16 protein-coding genes and 2 pseudogenes are annotated in these 19532 nt (G+C 57.6%); 4 read left to right on the forward strand and 14 right to left on the reverse strand.

The window, feature by feature from the left end:
- Nucleotides 1-224 precede the first annotated feature (224 nt).
- The 3 genes from HUS66_RS01660 to HUS66_RS01670 form a co-directional block, all read right to left on the reverse strand.
- On the reverse strand, nt 225-1157 hold the full coding sequence (locus tag HUS66_RS01660) for a nucleotidyl transferase AbiEii/AbiGii toxin family protein (protein ID WP_175069229.1): 933 nt from the start codon (nt 1155-1157) through the stop codon (nt 225-227).
- On the reverse strand, nt 1147-1968 hold the full coding sequence (locus HUS66_RS01665; RefSeq protein ID WP_175069230.1) for a type IV toxin-antitoxin system AbiEi family antitoxin domain-containing protein: 822 nt from the start codon (nt 1966-1968) through the stop codon (nt 1147-1149). Before HUS66_RS01665 ends, HUS66_RS01660 begins: the two co-directional genes overlap by 11 nt.
- 158 nt (nt 1969-2126) lie before the next feature.
- Complete coding sequence (locus HUS66_RS01670; RefSeq protein ID WP_175069231.1) at nt 2127-2981, reverse strand: helix-turn-helix transcriptional regulator; 855 nt, start codon at nt 2979-2981, stop codon at nt 2127-2129.
- A gap of 113 nt (nt 2982-3094) precedes the next feature.
- On the opposite strand from HUS66_RS01670, the gene HUS66_RS01675 reads away from it, so the two are divergent.
- The 3 genes from HUS66_RS01675 to HUS66_RS01685 all read left to right on the forward strand — a co-directional run bounded on the left by HUS66_RS01675 (nt 3095) and on the right by HUS66_RS01685 (nt 5837).
- Nucleotides 3095-4276: an MFS transporter gene (locus HUS66_RS01675; RefSeq protein WP_175069232.1), complete on the forward strand. Its 1182-nt coding sequence runs from the start codon at nt 3095-3097 to the stop codon at nt 4274-4276.
- A gap of 295 nt (nt 4277-4571) precedes the next feature.
- Nucleotides 4572-5462, forward strand: coding sequence for a pseudouridine synthase (locus HUS66_RS01680; protein WP_175069233.1), 891 nt, complete (start codon nt 4572-4574; stop codon nt 5460-5462).
- A 183-nt stretch (nt 5463-5645) separates the two neighbouring features.
- Entirely contained in the window at nt 5646-5837 is a 192-nt protein-coding gene (locus tag HUS66_RS01685) for a hypothetical protein (protein WP_175069234.1), read from the forward strand.
- Nucleotides 5838-5895: 58 nt separating this feature from the next.
- Here HUS66_RS01685 and HUS66_RS01690 read toward each other — a convergent pair whose 3' ends face one another.
- The 3 genes and pseudogenes from HUS66_RS01690 to gstA all read right to left on the reverse strand — a co-directional run bounded on the left by HUS66_RS01690 (nt 5896) and on the right by gstA (nt 7689).
- Entirely contained in the window at nt 5896-6900 is a 1005-nt protein-coding gene (locus tag HUS66_RS01690) for a virulence RhuM family protein (protein WP_175069235.1), read from the reverse strand.
- Nucleotides 6901-6975: 75 nt separating this feature from the next.
- Nucleotides 6976-7080 (reverse strand): annotated as a pseudogene (locus tag HUS66_RS17910) (hypothetical protein); the annotation flags it as partial.
- A 6-nt stretch (nt 7081-7086) separates the two neighbouring features.
- Complete coding sequence (gstA, locus tag HUS66_RS01700) at nt 7087-7689, reverse strand: glutathione transferase GstA (RefSeq protein ID WP_175069236.1); 603 nt, start codon at nt 7687-7689, stop codon at nt 7087-7089.
- Between the two features lie 120 nt (nt 7690-7809).
- On the opposite strand from gstA, the gene HUS66_RS01705 reads away from it, so the two are divergent.
- Entirely contained in the window at nt 7810-8694 is an 885-nt protein-coding gene (locus tag HUS66_RS01705) for a LysR family transcriptional regulator (RefSeq protein ID WP_175069237.1), read from the forward strand.
- Between the two features lie 104 nt (nt 8695-8798).
- On the opposite strand, the gene HUS66_RS01710 is transcribed toward HUS66_RS01705, so the two are convergent.
- The 8 genes and pseudogenes from HUS66_RS01710 to guaB form a co-directional block, all read right to left on the reverse strand.
- Complete coding sequence (locus HUS66_RS01710; protein WP_175069238.1) at nt 8799-9746, reverse strand: DUF808 domain-containing protein; 948 nt, start codon at nt 9744-9746, stop codon at nt 8799-8801.
- Between the two features lie 280 nt (nt 9747-10026).
- Nucleotides 10027-10168 (reverse strand): annotated as a pseudogene (locus HUS66_RS01715) (cold shock domain-containing protein); the annotation flags it as partial.
- A 95-nt stretch (nt 10169-10263) separates the two neighbouring features.
- Complete coding sequence (locus HUS66_RS01720) at nt 10264-11844, reverse strand: hypothetical protein (protein ID WP_175069239.1); 1581 nt, start codon at nt 11842-11844, stop codon at nt 10264-10266.
- A gap of 47 nt (nt 11845-11891) precedes the next feature.
- Nucleotides 11892-12044, reverse strand: a complete 153-nt coding sequence (locus tag HUS66_RS01725) for a hypothetical protein (protein WP_175069240.1) — start codon at nt 12042-12044, stop codon at nt 11892-11894.
- Between the two features lie 262 nt (nt 12045-12306).
- The gene (locus HUS66_RS01730) at nt 12307-14004 is read right to left on the reverse strand and encodes a hypothetical protein (RefSeq protein ID WP_175069241.1); all 1698 of its coding nucleotides are present in this window, start codon (nt 14002-14004) and stop codon (nt 12307-12309) included.
- The gene (locus tag HUS66_RS01735) at nt 14001-15731 is read right to left on the reverse strand and encodes a hypothetical protein (protein ID WP_175069439.1); all 1731 of its coding nucleotides are present in this window, start codon (nt 15729-15731) and stop codon (nt 14001-14003) included. The genes HUS66_RS01730 and HUS66_RS01735 overlap by 4 nt, the downstream gene beginning before the upstream one ends.
- A 319-nt stretch (nt 15732-16050) precedes the next feature.
- Nucleotides 16051-17628 (reverse strand): glutamine-hydrolyzing GMP synthase, encoded by a 1578-nt coding sequence (gene guaA, locus HUS66_RS01740; RefSeq protein WP_175069242.1) that lies wholly within the window; start codon nt 17626-17628, stop codon nt 16051-16053.
- A gap of 142 nt (nt 17629-17770) precedes the next feature.
- A complete protein-coding gene (gene guaB, locus HUS66_RS01745; protein ID WP_175069243.1) occupies nt 17771-19240 on the reverse strand; it encodes an IMP dehydrogenase in 1470 nt (489 codons plus the stop codon).
- Between the last annotated feature and the right edge of the window lie 292 nt (nt 19241-19532).

A 19532-nucleotide genomic window follows, 5' to 3' on the forward strand; every position in this document is an offset into this window, starting at 1 on the left:
TTGATTGGTCAGGCGTATGGCCTCAGGAGAGTCCCTCTACCTAGGCCACCCTTGAGTTAGCCTTAACTAACAAGCACTTGGCAATAAAAAAGCCTGCCGGTCAGGGCAGGCTTTGACGCGAAGCAGTCGAATCAAGCGTTACTGGCACGCCTTACGCGATCGCTCCCACTCAATTATCGCCGGCGGCTTACTACCTGAGCGCTAACGACACACCAAGAAAGATGTCACCGGGCTATCCCACTACCGAACAACGCTTCCAGTGCAGTGCGTTGCTCAGCGTGCTTGGTCGTGTTGTCGTTCTTCAACTTCTTGAGATTGAAGAGCTTCCAGCGCACGGCGGGTAAATCCGAAGCAAGAGGACGGTCTATTGCAGAGAAGTCGGGCATGCCGTCGTGCAGGCTTAATAGGAACTGCTTGGTACTTTCATCCAAGCGGGACTGGATATCACCCACCAGCCGTTCGCGGGTATTTAGCAGCTCACCAAGACTCACCGGCATCCGGGTCATGCCTGTGAACTCCTGCGAATAAGGCTGATCGAGATTGAGCAGGTTGGGGTTCAGAAGCTCATGGATAGGCCTCGACGACCCCGCAATATGAACCAGAAAGGTGCGAAACAGATCTTCCGTCAGGCCCTCGTTCTCGTAGAGTTGTCTAACGTCATAGAGATCACGTGGATGCTGACGATCCAAGGCCGCATGCAATTTGCCACCGAACAAATCTTCGAAGGACACGACCTGGATTTCCGCATAGCCGAACTGATCCTCCACCGTTTCAGAGACGACCCGAGTTTCCGGTTCATGCACGACGCCACGCGTAACTGGCGATGTTTCGATCTTGATCTCGACACCGTCCAAACGGGCAATAAGACGAGTGGAACCGCCGCCACCGCCCAGAATACGTTGTGTGTTGACCCCCGTGATGCCGCCTTCAATGCTGGCAGCGATGCGGTCCATCGATTCATTTATCTCGGCAAGGCTCTCTTCCCTGCCCTTAATGGGCAAATAAGTCAGGTCGATATCAACCGAAAGCCGCGGCAGATCACGATAGAAGAGGTTGATGGCTGTACCACCCTTCAGGGCAAATACTGTCTCTTTAGCGACGTGCGGGAGCAGGCGCACTAAAAGCGCGACTTGCGCCGCATATCGTTCAACCGCCATCGCTGATCTCCCCGCTAATGAATTCATCAGGCACCATGATGCGATAGCGCGGGTGTATCCTACCGCCGCTGACCAACGCGCGATCGCCACTCCCGAGATTGAAATCAGCGGGATTGAGACGCTTGCGCCAGGGGTGATCGTGATGATCGGCAAAGACGAAGAATAGGCGCCGGACCTTGACCTTATTACAGCTGTGCAATAGTGCCGTTAGTAGCTTCGGACGCAGCGTCGTCAGGCTCTGGAACACCATGTCGAGATTATGAAAACTCTCTTGATCGGGCAATTCGTCCATGGCCTCCAGAATCGCTCGTTCGGGCGCCGATATCGTCATTGCCCAATCCCATGGCAAATGGCTCTCGCCAGCGGCTGAGTCACTGACCACACCCAGTGTCGGGTCGTCGAATAACGATCTACGGCGGGTCACGACCGGGGCATTGAGTGGCAACTTAACGAGCCAGTTCGGTATCACATCACCATAGACCCAGACCGTTGCATGATGGCCCAAGCGCAAATAATGCGCATAGCCCTGCTGATCGAGCGCCGTCGTGCCTCCGACGTGAACGCCATAGCCCATGATCTGCTGCATGGACAATAGACATGTTTTCCAGTTGATCGGCTCTGACAGAGGGCCCTGAGGCGCGGGGCGTCTAAAGACACCGCGGCTGACCCGTTCCAGCCAGCCACGCTTGACGTAGTCGCGAAAGGTTTCATAAGCGAGCCCTTGTGCCGTAAGCCACCGAGCATCAACCAAAAACCCTGCCGGAACTGCCTCAAGAACTCTCTTTAACTTTTGTGATTTTTCGGCCTTCATAACACCTATATTGGCACTTTATTAAAGAAGTAACCACACAACCCTTTAGAAAAAACCAATTTGGGGTGTCTAAAGCACTGTAAATACTATTAGCCTGAAGAAAAGATCCAGAGGCCAGCCAACGAGATACGCCGGAACTCAGCAGTGAGGTGCTCCCTCTAGCTTCCTGGCTTTTCGCCACTTACCCAACGCGCGAACGCCTCAGCTTGAGGGTCCGCCTCCTGCACGGCATACACCACCAGCCGCAGATGCCGCCCCTCATCGACGATCAGGCTGGTGTGCTCGAAGCCGACCTCGCCGAGCCCTTCGATACCCAACGACCGGCGCCCCTCGCAGGGTGCGTGAACGTCGTGCTGTTGCCACCACTGTCTGAATTCCGGCGCGATCTTCTTGAGTTCGGCCACCAGGGCATCAATGGCCGGGTCGTTTTCCGCGCGGGCATGGTCACGCCGAAAACTGGACAGCATCCGTGGCGCCTGAGTCGACCAATCGCTAAATATCCGCCGCAGGTCGGGATCGACAAAAAGCATCCACAGTAGGTTGCGATACTCCGCCGGTTGCGCCGCGAAGTTGAATACGCGGTCTGCCGCCTCGTTCCAGGCCAGGACATCCCAGCGCAGGTTCAGCACGTAGCTTGGCCGCGACGACAGGTCATTCATCAGGCGTTTGACCAAGGGCGGCACCTGGCACCAGGTCTTGCCCGGCTCGACCGGCGGACGCTGATGGGTCAGAAAAAACAGATGGCGCCGCTCTGAAGCGTCCAGTTGCAACGCCTTGGCCAGGTTGTCCAGAAAGGTGGAGGACACCCCAATCTCCCGTCCCTGCTCCAGCCAGGTGTACCAGGTCACCCCGACACCCGCGAGCGCCGCCACCTCTTCCCGCCGTAACCCCGGTGTTCGCCGCCGCGTGCCCGCAGGTAGCCCGACCGATTCCGGCGATACCCGCTCGCGCCGCGTGCGTAGAAAGTCGGCAAGCTCATGCCGGGTCCGGACGAGGGTTCGTTCCTGAGCCATGCTGTTGCCTTTAGTAATAGCATAAGAGGTTAAATTGTAACCCCTTCATACTAGCAGCAGACTGCGCGTACTTTCCGCTTGATTACGCCTTTTAGAAAAAAGGAAACGTACGCATGACACAGGCTTCACGCAGCACGACCTACCTTGTCGCCACCGGCGCCTTCGCCCTGGGCATGGCTTCCTACGTCACCGCCGGGTTGATCCCGATGATCCAGGCCGACTTTGCGGTTTCCGTCTCGGTGGCCGCGCAACTCGTCACCGCTTTCACACTGGCCTACGGGCTCGGCTCGCCACTCTGTGTCGCCCTGCTGCCCGCCCACCGGCAGCGTGGCGGGCTCTTCTTGATGCAGGGGCTATTCGTCATCGCCAATGCAGCCAGCGCCCTGTCGACCAGCCTTGTCGCTCTGATGGCATGGCGAGTTCTGGCCGGCATGGCGGCCGGCACCTATCTCGCCATCGGCATTGCGGCGGCCGTCAGCGTTGCGCCAGCGGCCGAACGCGGCAAAACAATCTCGATCATCATGGGCGGCATGGCCAGTGGCACCGTGCTCGGCGTGCCGCTCGGCCTGATACTGGCAGAGCACTGGGGCTGGCAGGCCGCCCTATGGCTGATCGCCCTGATCGGGCTGGTGACGCTGGTCGGCCTAATCTTCCGCCTACCGGCGATACCCGCCGCCCAGGTGGTACCGATGCACCGTAAGCTCTCCATCCTGATCGACCGCAAGGTCATCGGCCTGCTCGGCATCTCCCTGCTGGCCGCCATCGCCAGCCTGGGCATGTATACCTTCATCGCGCCACTGATCAGCGCACATGGCGAAAACTCGGTAACCCTCTCGCTGTGGGTGTGGGGCATAGGCGGCGTGCTCGGCAGCTTCCTGATCGGCGCCCTGGTCGACCGCTTTTCAGGGCCAAAGCTCACCTTCGCCATCATGCTGCTGTTGGGGGGCGCACTAATCGCGCTACCGCTGTTGCTTAGAATCAATCCCTGGCTGGCACTACTCCCCATCGCGCTCTGGGGCGCCGTGGGCTGGGCGCTACAGGTACCGCAGAATAATGAACTGATGAAAGCCCGCGAAGCCCAGGGCGACGGCAACCTGGCGGTGGCGTTGAACGAATCGGCGCTGTATTTGGGCAGTGCTATCGGCGCATCAGCCGGCGGCCTGGCACTTGCCATGCAGGTACCGGTCGACATGCTGTCAGTGGGCGCGGGTGCTGTGGCGCTGCTGGGATTGGGCGTGCAGGTTTGGCTAATGAGGCAGACGAATACACGGGGTATCGCGTGCCCTCATCTTTGAGGTGGTTCGTTATCCCGTTGTTCTCGCTGGTATAGCGCGAGCGTTGCTTCTACACCTGTAGCAAGTCGCGGACCATCGTTTGATTGAGAGTTTCGTCGCTCATCCTGCCCTCCTGCTCGCGGGACTCGAACAGAATCGGCTCGAGCCCCGCTGCCAGCAGATTGGCCGCATCACTCAGCCCTTTGATGCCTAGCCCGACACGAACTCTTCTCTCAGTTACACTAGGCGACCGCCTAGAGGGTAAGGTTGTCTCACCCCTTGTTCACCCAGCCCTTCCCGACCTGTGATGCATTCCATGACCATTTCCGCACGCCCTTCGAAGCTGAGCCTGCCTCAGGTCAATCCCGGTGTGTCGACGGTGCTGGAGTATCTGCTGCTCAAGTTTCCGGCCATCGGTGAGGCGACATGGCGTGAACGCATGGCCACCGGCAAGGTGCACCGTGATGACGGCTCCTGGATTACGCCGGCGTCGCCCTTCAAGCCACATCTCCGCGTGTTCTATTACCGCGAAGTGGCAAGCGAGCCGAGCATTCCCTTCGCAGAGAAGATCCTCTATCGAGATGAGCACATTCTGGTGGCCTACAAACCGCACTTTCTGCCCGTTACGCCCGGCGGGCGCTACGTGAACGAGTGTCTGCAGCAGCGCCTGCGCAAAAGCACGGGCATCGAGTCGCTACAGGCAGTGCACCGCCTGGATAGGGTCACGGCAGGACTGGTGCTGTGCTCCCTCAATCCCGAGACCCGCGCGCTGTATCATCAGCTATTCAAGTCACGGCATATCCACAAGACCTATCAGGCCATCGCCGAGATAGACGGCGATACGTCATTGGTGGGTCAGCAGTGGGACGTAAAGAATCGCATCGAGCCAAGCGAGCAGCGCTTTCGCATGCGGGTCAGCGAGGGCGATGCCAACAGCCATTCGGTGATTCGCTGCGTGCAGCAGACCGATACTCAGGCGCTGTTCGAATTGCATCCCGTCAGCGGGCGCCGCCACCAACTACGCGTGCACATGCAGTCACTCGGCTGGCCGATCCTGAATGACCGCTACTACCCGGTGCTGCAGCCGCTCTCCCCGGATGACTACACGCGCCCCTTGCAGCTGCTCTCCAAGGGCTTCGAGTTCATTGATCCCGTGACTAATGAGCCTAGGTGCATTGAATACGATGGCAACCTGGAGCTTGAATAGCGCGGCGCCCTGTTCGACCGCTTCTCCGGCCCCAGGCTCACCTTCGCCATCATGCTGCTGTTGGGTGGAGTGCCGATCGCGCTACCGCTGCTACTGAGAATCAATCCCTAGCTGGCACTGATCCCTATCGCGCTCTGGGGCGCCGTGGGCTGGGGATTACAGGTATCGCAGGATAATGAGCTGATGAAAGCCCGCGAAGCCCAAGGCGACGGCAACCTGGCAGTGGCATTAAACGAATCCGCGCTTTATTCGGGAAGTGCTATCGGCGCTTCAATCGGCGGCCTAGCCCTTGCCATGCAGGTACCGCTCGACATGCTGTCAGTGGGTGCGGGGGTCGTGGCGCTGGTGGGAATGGTTACCTATCTTTCAAAATAGACTGCTAACGGCATCGCTGATCTCTAAACAGCGGCTCGTCAATACATGACAAACAGCTTTATTTGTCACGATTGCGTTTAATCTGTTCTTCAAGCGCTTCCAGATCTTTCAGGTCTTCTTCATCAGCCTCCAAGGCCTCTGCCTGGCGGCGGTGAGAGTCAAACTGGCCATAGCGCTCATGGGCGATAGCTTTAGCTCTTTGGGCACTGATAGTGCCGGCCCCATCCAGAATAGGCCGTTCACTAAAATCCAACAGCCGGTCAACATTACGGCGCCAGTAATCCAGCGTGAGATCCTTACGCTCCTTGGCACGCAACTCGGCCTGCTCCAGAAAGATCACCACCAAGCGATTAAGCGTATCGACCTCGTCAGCGGACAGATAATTCTTGGCTATGGTCACGTCCTGCTTACGCACTCGCGCGCCTTGCCAAGTGGTGAGTGCCATATTGGGCTCTTCTGGATTGGCACGACTCACTACTATTTCGGCTGCGGTTTGCTCAGTGACGGCATACAGCAGCTTGTTCTGCACTTCAGCAAAGAAGCGGTGAGCATCACTATCATCGGTGTGATAGTCACTGCTCAGGGCGAATAGATCGCGAACCTTCTGATAGAAGCGTTTTTCCGAGGCACGGATATCGCGTATACGTGCCAGCAATTCATCGAAATAATCCCAGCCACCCGGCTCTTTCAAACGCTCATCATCCATGACGAAGCCCTTGATCAGGTATTCGCTGAGATTGGCTGTGGCCCATTGACGAAATTGTGTTCCTCGCGGCGAGCGCACCCGATATCCCACTGCCAAGATCATCGACAGGCTATACCAGTTGACTTTATAACGCTTCCCGTCAGAGGCAGTTGTCAAGGAAACCTTGACAACTGACTCTCGAGATAACTCGCCTTCTTTCAGTATGTTACGAACGTGCAAGCTTACATTCTGCTTCGTCGTCGCAAACAGTTCGGCCAGCTCAGCCTGGGTCAGCCATACGCTCCCGTCCTCGGCGTGTAGATATACCGCACTACGCCCATCATCGGTTCGGTAGAGGATCAGTTCACTGTTACCCATGAGCCAGCCCTATTGAGGTAGATAGCAAAAGCCCGCCTTATTTGGCGGGCTTGATAGACTAGCAAAGCCTGGCTTTCACTCCCACTCAATCGTCGCGGGCGGCTTGCTGCTGACGTCGTAGGTCACGCGGGAGACGACGCTGGTCTCATTGATAATGCGGCTGAAGACGTTCTCCAGCAACACCAACTAGGTGCCCCCCGCTTGCCGTGCCGCCCGCACTGCCGGCCTGTCTCCGATCAGCTCCACATAGCTCGCCAGCGTCGGCCATGGGGCAAGCGCAATACCGAAGAAGCGGCACCACCCAGTGACCGTATAGAGATAAGCGTCCGCGACACCGAAGCTCTCGCCCATCAAGTAACTTTGGTTACTCAACACGCTTTCGAGATAGTCAAAGCGCTTGAATATTTTGTCGCGGAAGAGAGCACAGGCCGTTTCAGGCAACCTCTCGTTGAACAGCGGCGCCAGGCCAGCGTGAATCTCACTGTTGATGAATGCCAGCCATTCCTGGAGCCGATATCGCTCCCAACTTTCGGCGGGTGGCGCGAGCGCCGTCTGCGATGATAGATCGGCCAGATACAGAAGTATGGCCGGGCCTTCAGTCAGTACCGAGCCGTCTTCCAATGCCAGTGCCGCGACGTACCCTTTCGGATTGATGGCAAGAAAGTCTTCCCCCGTCTCCGTCGTTTTATGGCGGTTATCCACGCGCACCAGTTCGAAGGGCAAACCCAGCTCACGTAGAACGATATGGGGCGAGAGCGAGCAGGTGTTGGGCGCGTAATAGAGCTTCATGGCAGTTCCTCCTGTTGATAGACCACGCTGACAATCGACATGGACCTATCGAGGGTGCTTCTCGCTCGACTACCTGTAAAATTAATCCTCCAACAAGTAACCATTAGCTGAGCTACTCCCATGATGAATCTCGTCCACTGGCGCTTGATTGTCGCTGTTGCGGACGCGGGCGCCATCTCGCGGGCCGCCGAAAGGGTCGGCATGACCCAGTCCGGCGCCAGCCAGGCCATCGCTCAGATGGAAAAGACGCTGGGAGCAAAGCTGTTCACCCGTTCGCGCGGGGGAATCAGTGTGACCGCCTTTGGTGAACCGGTAATCGCGCACGCCCGTTCCATGTTGGCGAGTCTCGAAGCAATCCACGGCTTGGCTGACGAGCAAGAAGGGCTTGGTAGCGGTCGTATCCGTCTAGGTAGCTTTCCCTCGGTCATCTCGAATCAACTCCCTCCCCTACTGACCACCTTCCGTCAGCGCCACCCTGGTATCGAGGTCGTAGCCCTGGAAGGTACCGATGAAGAAGTTGAGGCGTGGTTAGCCAGTGGCGCCATCGACCTCGGTGTGGTGTTGAATCCCACACCGGACCGTCAAGCCTTGATACTCGGTCGCGATTCTTGGGTAGTCCTGACACCCACTTCCCATCCGTTGGCGCGACGCGCGTCTACGCAAGGTGTCGACTTCGCTGAAATCGCCACACAGCCGTTCATTCACGCCACTGGCGGCTGCACTGTGAATGGCCAGAGCTTGGCTCGAGATGCGGGATTGGAATTAGCGGATATTCAAGTGACTGTACGCGACTGGGCTAGCGCCTGCGCGTTAGTACGCGAGGGTATGGGCATCGCAATAGTGCCGGAATCCATACTACCGGCGGATAGAAAGGGGGTGCGCGCGCTGCCGTTGGCACCATCGATAGACCGGAGATTCGGACTGGTCGCTCCAAACTCGCTAGCAACCAACCGACCCTTGAACAGGTTCTGGCAGCATGTGGCAAAAGCCACCAAGCAAGAGTAAGCCGACCTTGAGGTATAATCCCGTTGCGAGCGCAGCTCGACACAACAAAAACCCTCCTGATGGCGGGCTATATGAGGCCTGATGACGTACTTCGCGACTCGTACCTATTCGGTCTGTGTCTCCCTGGAGGGGATGAAGTGCAGCACGCCCACGACGACCGAGCCCACCAGAAAGCCGATCAACGCAGAGCACAGCGTATTGAAGCTCCAGCCCAGCATGCCGCCGAGGCCACCGGTTGCCTCGGCGATGCCCTGCTCGACATGGTGGACCCACGCATAGGGCGCGTTGAACCAGCCCGTGCCATCGGCACCCAGGTTGACCAGCAGGATATGCCCGCCCACCCAGAGCATGGCGACGGTGCCCACCACCGAGATGACCGCTAGCACCTTGGGCATGGCAGTCACTAGACTCCGGCCCAGCGTCTGAATGCCCGAACTATCGTGCTGGGCGAGCTTCAGGCCGAGATCATCCATCCTGATCAACAGCGCCACCACGCCATACACCAGAATGGTGATGAAAAACGCGACCACCACCAGGCTCGCCAGCTGTGACCAGAATCCCTGATGGGAGACGGCGGAAAGCGCGATCACCATGATCTCGGCGGACAGAATCAGGTCGGTCCGAATGGCATTGCCGACGATCTTTTTCTCGGCCTCCGGCCCCTTTTCAACCGACGGCTTGTCGTCATCCTGCTCCCCGGAGAGCTTGTGCCAGACCTTCTCCGCGCCCTCAAAGGCCAGATAGGTACCCCCCACCATCAGGATGATCGGCAGTAGAAAAGGCAAAAAGTGATTCAGCAGCAAGGCCACCGGCAGGATAAAAACCAGCTTGTTGCGGATCGACCCCAGCGCGATCTTCTTCACGATCGAGAGTTCACGCTCCGCCGTTACCCCCTGCAAGTACTGCGGGGTCACCGCCGTATCATCGACAACCACCCCGGCCGCCTTCGCCGTCGCACGCCCAGCGGCGGCACTCACATCATCCAGTGATGCTGCGGACAACTTCGCCAATGCGGCGATGTCATCCAGTAGTCCTATCAAGCCGCCGATCATGGAAGCCTCCTGCATCAATAAAAGGTGAAGATAGTAAAGCACACGACTGCTGCCGGGGGTCTCAGGGACATTAATACCGTATGGCCCTGGCGGTTAGGGAGGAAAGTTCATAATGCACGGTGGGATGGGTGAGGCAGGTAGCAAATCGCGATGCTGAAAACTCAACGTCAGGCGAAATCTCACGTTTTTGGCATGCAGAAACACCAAAGCCCGCCGAAGCGGGCTTTGGTGCTCGAAGCCTTGCGGCTCGACAGCGCAGACTAACCCGGAAGTTAGGAAGCCGGACGTTTGAAGCCTGAAGGCTTTTCTTGCGCTGAGTCACGTCAAACGAGACGTCTTGACCATCCTGCAGGGATTTAAAGCCTTCAAGCTTGAATCTCGGAGAAATGGACGAACAGATCGTCACCACCTTCGGCGGGGTTACACCTCCAGCACCTTGGCATTTTCTGCTCTTCTTTGGCTGCAGTTGAGGGAATATTCATTCCCTACTACCCGGCCATGTGTTCAGATCTCCTTTTCATAGAACAGGGTAATTAAGCTGCTTCATTCCCATAAGCTCGTAGACCCCTTTCAGGTTGTCTGTGGTGGGCTTGTCTTCACGAAGCCAGCGAACCGATACACCGAGATAGCAGGCCCACAGAACGCCTTTCTTGAATAGCCGCCATTGGCGAGTCTTTGCCATCACTTCGATATATTGGTTCACGAGCAGGTACTGGTACTCACCGGCTGTGTACTTGGCAGCATCGAACGCTTGCTGGTAGTGAGTCGCAGCAGACGCATAGTCTTCGGCGCGATAACAGACAACACCACGCAACCAGTGCAGAAGCCAGGTGAGTCGCTCAGCCACCTCCGCCTGGTTCATGTCCTCCTCAAGCGCATCAATGACCGCCGGACTGAGCTCGGGATCCTTGCGCTTCGATAGGCCACGCTTGATCAGAGGCACAATACCTACGGGGGGAGGTTGGCGCCAGCGAGACACGATATCCACAGGCACTTGTGCCACATAAGAGCCATATCTACTCTCGTTCCAATTCACAATTAATGGATCAGGCTCGCCTGCCGTACTTGAATGATGTCGTAAAACTTCCGCGGCGCTTTGGCGTTTTGCCTCAAAGAAAGCCCAAAAATCAGGTGCCATCTTCAGCCCCAATAGCACTTGGGCATCATGATCTGGATCGGGGCCGATCTGGCTTAGCTGCGCCTCATACTCCCGATAGAAGCCTTCAAGCTCCTCGTTCATCCAGCTGACATATAAACGGATCTGCTCGCAGAGTTCGTCCAGGAAGTCCTGGCCATACGCTTGGCTAATAAGAGAAGTAGCCATGGTTGCCATTCTAGCAAGGGCCGCATGGGTAATAATGGCATCTTGCAACGGCTTTTCGATCGGGTTACCGACAGCCTCCTGCACCTTGAACGATTCTTTCAGGTTCTGCAGCAAGTTCCCTAAAGAAGGGATGTGCCCGCGTTGATGCCAGTTCCTAGCCGTTTTCTCGTTTTGCCACTCGTTGGTTTTGGGGTCTTGTCCTTCGGAGCTGGGTTGTCTATGGAAGTTCGCCAAGGTTTGACCGCAGGATTCATAGGCCCAGTTAAGCACCTTGCTAAGCGGCGATACTTGGCGCCCTGCTTTTGTGGTTGGCAGGAACCAGAAGGGATCCGACGGCCGGATGGGTTGAACGACGAAGCCCAAATATTTCAACCACTCCCTCGTCAAGGAACGCGTACCTTCGTCAGCCAGGTAAGTCACCAGTAAGAACCTGATAGAGTCACGCTTGCTCATGAAGGTACCTTGGGTTGTAACCAGAGACGCATATAGGCCATACAAATCATTGATCAGGCCTGTCAGTTGACGCTCACGTACCGGACAGCGGATATAGGGTTCCAGGCACTGCGCCAACAGGGTAAATAACTCCTCAACATTGGGCTGTAGCTCGCCCTTCTCCTGCGTCAATCGCTGCAGGCGGGTCTGAATGGTTTTCTTCTGTTCTTCGGCAAAGCCGGTTGGCCCCTTTTGATTTTCTTTGGTTCGCGGCAGAACCCCGGTGATGTCGAATAAAATTTTCACCAAGCTACCGAGGGTAGGTAGAGCGTATCGAGTCATGGCATCACTTTCCTAGGTTCTAGGGGACTTCCCTGTCCCCATTGCTGTTATTTTTTGTTAGAGGTGCGACTCTCTTTAATTTGCTTGCCGTGGTTCCCGTTGGATTTGGCATTCTTGATGTTTTGACCAGTTGTGCCTTTATTGCGGTTCAGTGTATCGGCACGATCATTTAGTTGCGCGCGGGTCTTTTGGTTTGCCATAAGGTAATCTCCTGTGAGTGTGTTGCAGGGCTCAGGCTATCGCCCCTGTGTGGCCCCGGCGAGGTCAAAGTTGGCGACACGTTTTTAAATGGCCGGACATGCAACTACTACCAACCACGATGACTAGGGCCCATACACCTAGTCATACGTCATGCCTTCCGTGCGGCCGATGGCATGCGATTCAGCGCCGCGCTTAAGCCTTCTATGCTGAATTAAGGCGAACCGAGGACTTCTTGGAAATAGCTTGCTCCGTGGCGACAACCTACTCGGCGTCCGGTGCGGAACGACCCTGACCTCGCCAAACGTGCGGTGGCACAGGCATTCGATAGTGACGGCAAGCCGTGAGAAGGATTGGAGTCAGGCGAGTTCGAACAGCGCTAACCTGCTCCTCCAGTGGATGCTCTTCCATCACGCGATTAATTAGACTTAAAACGGCTTCTAGTGAATCATTGAGTGGCAGACCTGGTACCGACAACCCGTGATCTCGATCACCTTCCCAGAAAACTTCGTCCGTTCGTTCATCAGGAACCCAGATTTGGTGGGTCATATGCGGAGCCTGCTCAAGCAACGTACTCCGCAAGCGTTCTGTGCGCTCCTTATCACCGATCATCGCAAGCCAAGCAAGCACGAAGGTATAAAGAATTCCTGCTCGCGTATTCTCTTCGAAGTATGCATCACTGTGATCTCTAGGATGAACTAGGACATCTCGATAATCTGTCTTCGGTGTCGGATAGTGCTGGCGACTCAAGAGCCCGTTGCAAAGGTAATCGGACATACAACGGACGTAGTCAGCAACGCTGGAAAGACGGCCGCGCACGTCTGCGAGACGCATGAAAAGAGCTAGTTCGATTGCGAAATCGTCGCGAACTGGAACGGTAAGGCCCGGGTTCGAGTTCAGCATCTCGATCGTGATATCAAGCACCTTATCTGACCGTTCACGCATTGCCTGCGCAAACGACTCGTCTTGCGAGACACTAATGGCATCCAACCATAGCCCATGGAGAGACAACCTTCCCAGTGTCTCGAATAGAGCAATGTTGATGTCGACCGGGTTGCGAGAATTTACGGCCATTGAAAGCGCGTATTTTTTATCGGCAAACGGCCCAATCTTCTCGACGAGAAGAAGGTTGGCAATAAGGATATGAGTTTTCACGATCTGATCGAAATGAGCCAGCCGCTCCTTTTGCGTCGCCCCCTTGCGTAGACGGGTATTATCGCAGTATGGCCAGCTACGTAGCAGCACCAGTTCAGATGCTAGATACGCTGCCTCGAGATTACCAGCGTCGCGAGCCCATACGAAGAGTATCCAAAGGCACAAGTAGGCTTTGCGTAGCTGGCGTGTCCGCTCTGTCTGGTTCTTCGGCTCAGTAAAGATGGCATCGATCAAGTCACGGAAATGCTGATAAGCGACGTCGGGCTGATCAAGCATCGCTAGCGCCTTCTGAAACACTCCCCGGTTCTCGCTCTCGATTAACTCTGCCCGTAACATGCCGCTTAGAATCAGATCCGCGAGGCGGTCTCCATTCCACTCGGCGAAGTAAACGTTGCCCTTCTCGTTCATCCGGCAGAAGCCGCTCCACTGGGCACGAACATCCTCGCGCATTTCGCCACCCATGCAGACACAAATGACGATGGGCAGATCCGTAAGGTGGGGTGGGATGCGATTCGGGATATAGTCATCCAGAACTTCGTGCAGCGACGGCCGCACGGCCTGCTGACCAGTATCCCAATGCTCTCGTGTCAAATCGCCAGACTTGATTGTGAACAGGAACAGACTTCGAGCGCCATTGCGATCAGGGTTGGGGCCGACTGCAGCGACGTCGACACCGGCTTGCCGTGTGCCACGACGTGGCCGGGTTAGAACTTCGAATCCACTCTCAGCCAGAAGGTCAGGCAAAATAGCGTCAAGTTCGTCGCGCTCGCGCAGCGAGCGCAGGTAGTGTGTCACGACAAGTTTCATCGTTGTTCTCTCGGCTCAAGCTTGAAATGGACAAGCATTTGGTCGAGGCCGACCGGGTCAACAATATTGCGGAGAGGCAACTCGGACGAGACCGAGAACGATTTCATCTCGATCTCGGTGAGATTCGTGTCGCCCTCACCAGTATGAATCGGTGTCAGCGAAGAGCGACCATAAAGGATGTATTGCTTGGTGAAGATATCCTCGAATATAGACCCCCGACTCTCCTGCTCCATGCCTCGTTCCATCCTCTCGTTCCAATGAGCACGCTCTACCTCACGCTGCATTTCGCTGGGGTGCAGTTCAACCAAACGTTCCACCCCCTCCAGCGCATCCTCAAATGCAGCCTTTCGTTCGAGCAGCTCAGTAATACCAGAGCCGTTCGCTCCGCCGTCCTCAACGTAGCGTTCAAGGTAGCTCTTCAACTTGCCACCATAGCTCAGGAGCAGGGAGTCATAGATCAGATTGAGGACGTCACTGGCGATATCAGGCGATCCATCGCGAAGTACCGCTAATGGTATGGCGACCGCTGCCAGCGGATCGATAAAGAACCATCCGACAGCCTTGCGACAGAGAAACAGCTGGTCTGATGGGGCTGGTGGCAGAGACGACGTAGGGATTGAGAAGGGCGGATCCTCGCTCCCAACACTGCACACTTCATTCGCCACGCATATACGAGTGTGTACTCCTCCATTGAGCAGCCAGTGCACAACCGCACTACCAAGCACCTCAGCGCCTGCATGCGTCAGCGCGTGATACGCACTCTGGAACGCACCTAGCGTAATCTTCCCCTTTGAACGATCGATCAACCCACCAAGTAGTCGGATCACCTGTTCAGCACGCCCATCTCTCACAAGTTGGTATGAGGCATGATCAATGTGCGAGATGGTTAAAATATCGTTTGGGTCAACATCTGCAACGGTATAGAGACACAGGTCTATGACGTTCTCTGTGAGGCCTTCTCGATAACGCCAAAGGAGATCTGCCGCCAAGTGAATCGTAGATGGGCTCTGCGTCTGAAGGACGCGTTCAAGTTGTTCGTCGACACTGGCTGGTGCGCATACTTTTCGCTTTGCAGCAGCGCGGTAGCCCGCTTCAAGGGACCGAAGGGCAGTATCCTCATCGTCGCTGGACGCTTCTTGGGTTAGTGTGTCGAGTACCTCATGGTAGCGCTCCTCCAATTCCATGGCCCCTAAAGCCGAGAAGGCTGCGAGCTTCGCTTCCCGATCGTGAGCTTGCGCGAAAATTAGGCCTTCCTCGACATCAGCGTTCATTAGGAGAACCGTGGATAGTTGACGCAGAGCACGGTTATCGCCGGTACGTGCTGATTCGTAAACCTTGGAAGATCTGGTTGCGTCTTTCTTCGTCCATTCCCCAAAAGCGGTACTCAGGGCGCCAGTATCCAGATCGTTGCCGCCTGAATCCAGCAAGCGCGTGATGAAGGCAAGAAGGACCTCCTGATCTACATTCAGAAGAGGTATCAGGTCGCATAGAACATGCTGGACGAGGAAGAAGCGCCGTCCCTCCAGCTCTGCCAGCGCATCTTCGACATGGAGATCAATTGGTGGCGCATCGGTAGCGTTCAATATAGCCGCGAGCGCTTCGACCAACGCAGAGCGGTTATCGTCTAGACGCCGGAACTCTCGATCCGCAATAGTACGAACCAAGCCGCGCGTGCTGAGCTGGGTAGCCAATTCCGTCTCGTCTACCGGCTCCCCTTCAGTTGCCATTGATTTACACATTGATCTTTATTCCCAAAACAGCTTACAAGACTCTCTAAGTCAATGAAATTCCGCATTCTATTCAGCACTCATGGTGCCATATAAGAGCCGCGCCACCACCAATACCGCTGATAGCCACGCTAACGCGGTACTTCCACATTATGCTTTTCATCTCCATTTTGTATGGCCGTAATCTAGATCCTAATACCTAGTCAACCTTAGCCAGATTACATTAGGCAACAAAAAAGCCTGCCGATATCGGCAGGCTTTCGTATGACGCAGGTGATGCGGCGGAGCTAGGCGGCGCTCATCCGCCTTGCCCTGGCGATCACTCCCACTCAATCGTCGCGGGCGGCTTGCTGCTCACGTCATAGGTCACGCGGGAGACGCCTTCCAGCTCGTTGATGATGCGGTTGGAGACCTTCTCCAAGAGCTCATACGGCAGGTGCGCCCAGCGGGCGGTCATGAAGTCGATGGTCTCGACGGCACGCAGGGCAATCACCCACTCGTAGCGGCGGCCATCGCCGACCACGCCCACGGACTTCACCGGCAGGAAGACGGCGAAGGCCTGGCTGGTCTTGTGGTACCAGCCGGCGTTGTGCAGCTCTTCGATGAAGATGGCATCCGCCTCACGCAGGATGTCGGCGTATTCCTTCTTCACTTCGCCGAGAATGCGCACGCCCAGGCCCGGCCCCGGGAAGGGGTGACGGTAGACCATGTCGTAGGGCAGGCCGAGCTCGACGCCGAGCTTGCGCACCTCGTCCTTGAACAGCTCGCGCAGCGGCTCGACGAGCTTGAGCTTCATGGTCTCGGGCAGGCCACCCACGTTGTGGTGCGACTTGATCACGTGTGCCTTGCCGGTCTTGCTGGCGGCGGACTCGATCACGTCCGGGTAGATGGTGCCCTGGGCCAGGAAGTCGACGCCTTCGATCTTGGCGGCCTCGGTATCGAACACGTCGATGAAGGTGTTGCCGATGATCTTGCGCTTGGCTTCCGGGTCGTTGACGCCTGCAAGCTTGCCGAGGAAGAGGTCTTCGGCATCGACGCGGATCACCTTGACGCCCATGTGCTGGCCGAAGGTTTCCATCACCTGGTCGCCTTCCGCCTTGCGCAGCAGGCCGTTGTCGACGAACACGCAGGTCAGTTGATCGCCGATGGCCTTGTGCAGCAGCGCGGCAACCACAGAGGAGTCGACGCCACCGGACAGGCCGAGCAACACGTGGCGGTCGCCGACCTGCTCGCGCACGCGCTCGACCTGGTCTTCGATGATCTGGGCCGGAGTCCACAGACGCTCGGACTGGCAGATATCCAGCACGAAGTGCTCGAGGATGCGCTGGCCCTGCAGGGTATGGGTCACCTCGGGGTGGAACTGCACGCCGAAGAAGCGCTTCTCTTCCCAGCTCATGGCGGCGATCGGGCAACTCGGGGTGGAGGCGGTCACGGTGAAGGTGTCCGGCACTTCGGCGACCTTGTCACCGTGGCTCATCCACACGTCGAGCAGGCTCTTGCCGCTGTCGTGGTCGATGTGATCCGAGATGTTCTTGAACAGCGCGGTTTCGGCGTCCAGGCGAATCTGGGCGTAGCCGAACTCGCGCTTGTTGGAGCCGGCCACCTTGCCGCCGAGCTGCTCGGCCATGGTCTGCATGCCGTAGCAGATGCCGAGTACCGGCAGGCCCATCTCGAACACGCACTGGGGCGCGCGGGGCGAGCCGAGCTCGGTGACGGACTCCGGGCCACCGGCGAGGATGATGCCGTTGGGGTTGTACTCGCGAATCTCGTCTTCGGTGATATCGAAGGCGCGCACTTCGGAGTACACGCCGATCTCGCGCACGCGGCGGGCGATCAGCTGAGTGTACTGGGAGCCGAAGTCGAGGATCAGGATCTTGTGGGCGTGAATATCGGTCATGAAGAAAACATCTCTGTGAGGCCGCAAGCCAGTCCAAAAGCTCGCTGGTGGAGAAACCGAGTTAGGTCCTGGGTCGGTCAACCAGCGGGTCAAAAAACGAACGGCGGGGATAAGCCCCGCCGCCGTCTAGCGCATGCTGTGATCAGCTGGCCCGATAGTTCGGGGCTTCCTTGGTGATCTGCACGTCGTGAACGTGAGACTCGTTGAAGCCGGCGCCGGTGATCTGCACGAATTCCGGCTTGGTGCGCATCTCCAGAACGCTGCGGCAGCCGGTGTAGCCCATGGAAGCGCGCAGGCCGCCCATCAGCTGGTGAACGATGGCGCTCATCATGCCCTTGTAGGGCACGCGGCCTTCGATGCCTTCCGGCACCAGCTTCTCGGCGCCTTCGGACTTGTCCTGGAAGTAGCGGTCGGCGGAACCCTGGGTCTGGGACATGGCGCCCATGGAACCCATGCCGCGGTAGGCCTTGTAGGTACGGCCCTGGTAGAGCTCGACTTCGCCCGGCGCTTCCTCGGTACCGGCCAGCAGGCCGCCGATCATCACGCAGCTAGCGCCTGCGGCGATGGCCTTGGACAGGTCACCGGAATAGCGCACGCCGCCATCGGCGATCAGCGGGATATCGTAGGGCTTGAGCGCCTCGGCGACATTGGCCACCGCGGTGATCTGCGGCACGCCGACACCGGCGACGATACGGGTGGTGCAGATGGAACCGGGGCCGATGCCGACCTTGACGGCGTCTGCGCCGGCTTCAGCCAGGGCGATAGCGGCATCGGCGGTGGCGATGTTGCCGCCGATCACCTGCACCTCGGGGAAGTGCTCCTTGACCCAGGCGACGCGGTCGATCACGCCCTTGGAGTGGCCGTGGGCGGTGTCGACGACGATGGCATCGACGCCGGCCTCGACCAGTGCGGCGATGCGGTCCGGGGTTTCCGGGCCGGTGCCGACGGCGGCGCCGACCAGCAGGCGGCCGTCGCTGTCCTTGGCGGCGCTCGGGTAGGTGCGTGCCTTCTCGATGTCGCGCACGGTGACCAGGCCGCGCAGGCGGAACTCGTCATCGACGATCAGGATCTTCTCGATGCGGTTTTCCTGCAGCTTGGTCTTGATCTGCTCGAGCGGCGTGCCGACCGGCACGGTGACCAGCTTCTCGCGCGGCGTCATGATCGCTTCGACGCTGTCGCTGTGGTCCGGCTGGAAACGCATGTCACGACCGGTGACGATACCGACCAGGGTCTCGCCCTCGACCACCGGGAAACCGGAGTAGCCGTACTCGTCGGCCATCGCCAGCAGGTCGGTGAGCTTGGCCTTGGGGCCAACGGTCACCGGATCCTTGACGATCACGCTCTCGTGCTTCTTGACCTTACGCACCTCGGCCGCCTGGCCGGCGATGGTCATGCTCTTGTGGATGATGCCGATGCCGCCTTCCTGCGCCATGGCAATCGCCAGACGGGCTTCGGTCACGGTATCCATGGCGGACGAGCAGAGCGGGATGTTCAGTTCGAGATTGCGGGTCAGGCGGGATTTGAGGCTGACGTCCTTGGGGAGGACATCCGAGTAGCCGGGAACGAGTAATACGTCATCGAACGTAAGAGCTTCTTGCGCCATACGTAACATATCGGCAACACCCAATGTTGAGCAGATGGAGGATGTGGTGAGGGGAAGTTAATCAACCATTATAACGCCGAGCCCCACCTTCCATCAATCCGGGTCCTGGATGAAAACCTGTTCGCCCGGCAGGATTCGTGATACCCCTCACCCGCCGTCAAGCTGACCGCTCTGCTTGTCGTCAGGCAAGCCACCATGCCCCTGTCACCACGCCCGTCATCATGCCATCCTCAACCGCCGCGGGGCCGGTCGCGGGCGCTCGAACAGGCGGCGAAAGCGCCGAAAAAACGTCGCAAGGCTG

It is taken from the genome of Onishia taeanensis (genome assembly GCF_013349955.1).
Lineage (GTDB): Bacteria > Pseudomonadota > Gammaproteobacteria > Pseudomonadales > Halomonadaceae > Onishia > Onishia taeanensis_B.